This window comes from Collinsella sp. AM44-11 (assembly GCF_003467145.1).
GTDB lineage: Bacteria > Actinomycetota > Coriobacteriia > Coriobacteriales > Coriobacteriaceae > Collinsella.
On the sequence record NZ_QSFE01000025.1, the window covers coordinates 1 to 1,897 of the forward strand.

Annotated in this window: 1 protein-coding gene and 2 tRNA genes (1 of these 3 cut by a window edge); 2 read left to right on the forward strand and 1 reads right to left on the reverse strand. The window is 69.2% G+C overall.

The genetic code is table 11. The annotated features are described in order from the left end of the window. Window positions 1-227 precede the first annotated feature (227 nt). Complete coding sequence (locus DW943_RS10135; protein ID WP_370448080.1) at window positions 228-1,580, reverse strand: IS30 family transposase; 1,353 nt, start codon at window positions 1,578-1,580, stop codon at window positions 228-230. A 153-nt stretch (window positions 1,581-1,733) separates the two neighbouring features. Between DW943_RS10135 and DW943_RS10140 the strand changes: the two genes are divergently transcribed. Both DW943_RS10140 and DW943_RS10145 read left to right on the forward strand, forming a co-directional pair. Further along, window positions 1,734-1,808: transfer RNA gene (locus tag DW943_RS10140), tRNA-Asn, on the forward strand. 34 nt (window positions 1,809-1,842) lie between these two features. Further along, window positions 1,843-1,897: transfer RNA gene (locus DW943_RS10145), tRNA-OTHER, on the forward strand; it runs 50 nt beyond the window's last position.

Below are 1,897 nucleotides of genomic sequence, written 5' to 3' on the forward strand. Positions count from 1 at the left end.
GGTTGATTTCCGATCTCAGCCGAACACATTGAGCAAATAGGCCATTCCCGCAGTTAGCCGAACGCCCCCGCGGCCCCTCCCGGGGTCCGGGGGCGGCATTTTCCCAGTTGAAGGAACGGTGGAGATGTGTTTCGATGGGTCCGGTGGCCATGCTCCGCCCGCCGCCCGGCGCCTCTTCCCAGACTCAGCCGGACGGTCGGTCCGTCTATTCCGTTTTTCCTTCTAGGCTAGGACAGCGGGGCATCGCCCCTTTCCGCGCGCGCCCGCTCGATGAGCCCCGGCGTCAGGTCGAGCTCCTCGACGGGCACGTCCTCCACGCCGTATGCCTCGAGCAGCGCCGCCGCGTCGCCGCCGAGCATCGCCCGGAAGGCGCGGGCGGGCGTCGCGAAGCCGAGCGCGCCGCGGGGCTCGGAGTTCACGTGCGACATGGCCAGCGCCAGGTCGGCCGGGGCGAGCCGGTCGAACCTGAGGCCGCGGCCCTTGGGCAGCAGCTTCCTGATCTCGACGTGGTTGCGCTCGCAGGCGCCCTTCTGGTCGCTGCGCCGGGGGTCGCAGTAGAACAGCCTCGTCTCGCCCCGCCCCTCGCCGAGCAGCGCCGCGATCGCGTCCTCGTCGGAGAACTCGGGGCCGTTGTCGGTGAGCACGGCGCGGAACACGCGGCGCGTCCCGTCGGCGCCGAGGACCGCCCGGACGCCCTCCAGGGCGCCCGCGACGCACCCGGCGGTCTTCTCCTCCAGCGGCAGCGCGAGCTGGAGCCTGCTGGGGCGGTGCAGCAGCGTGAGCAGGCAGGCGCTGTCCTCCCGGGCCCCCTCGACGGTGTCCATCTCCCAGGCCGCGGCGCACGCGTCCTCCCCGAGGGCGAGGAACGCGGCATGTGACCTGCGGGCGGAGTGGCGGGTCGCCGCCCGGCGCGCGGCGCGCCTCCTCGGCCTGTAGCCGACCTTGCGCCTGAGCTCCATGTTGGTCATGCCGTCGTAGCCCGCCGAGACCCAGCGGTAGATGGTCGACGGCGACAGGTCCACCGGGCCGCCGTTGCGCGCCGCCATCTGCTCGGGCGACAGTCCCCGGCGCAGGCAGTCCCTTATCGCCTCCAGCCTGGCCGCCGCGGCGGGCTCGTCGGCGTCTATCCCGCGCCTGGACGAGACGAGGACCGAGTCGGCGCACAGCTGCGCGGCCCGGGCCTCGTAGAAGACGTGCGGGCGGCGCTTGCAGCCGATCGCGCGGTACCGCCCGCACCCGTTGCAGCAGCGCGGCCACGCGGCCAGGCGCGGGCAGGCCGCCGACAGGTCGGCGGAGGCGTCCACGCGCTCGCCGCGCCTGGCCTTCGGCGCCGTCACGAACCTGTGCGACGCCACCTCGGCGCTCACCGTCGAGGGCGACCTGCCCAGCTCCCTCGCGATCTCCCTGCACGACGCCCTGCGCTCCAGCATCCTCTGGACCGTGTCCCGCTCGTGCCTCGTGAGCCTTCCGTAGGCCCTCGGGACCGCCCTTGCGGAGCCCCTTTTCTTCTTTCCGGACATGCCGTCCTCCGATCTCCCGGGGCCGGCCGATCCGGCCCTCAGGGTATCGGGTTCCCACATTCATCCGTACATGTACGGATGAATGTGGGAGGTGTTCGGATAAAGTCGATAATCAAGGCAAGGGATCAAGGCGAGAAAATTTCTCAAAAAAGTTCTTGCCCTGTGCCGATTCGTCCGTATAATAAACTTCGTTGCTTGAGAGCACGCACCTATTCCTCGGTAGCTCAATGGTAGAGCACGCGGCTGTTAACCGCGCTGTTGTAGGTTCGAGTCCTACCCGGGGAGCCAGAATTTCTCAGCCCATTCCGCTGGGCTTTTAAATTCCTCGGTAGCTCAATGGTAGAGCACGCGGCTGTTAACCGCGCTGTTGTAGGTTC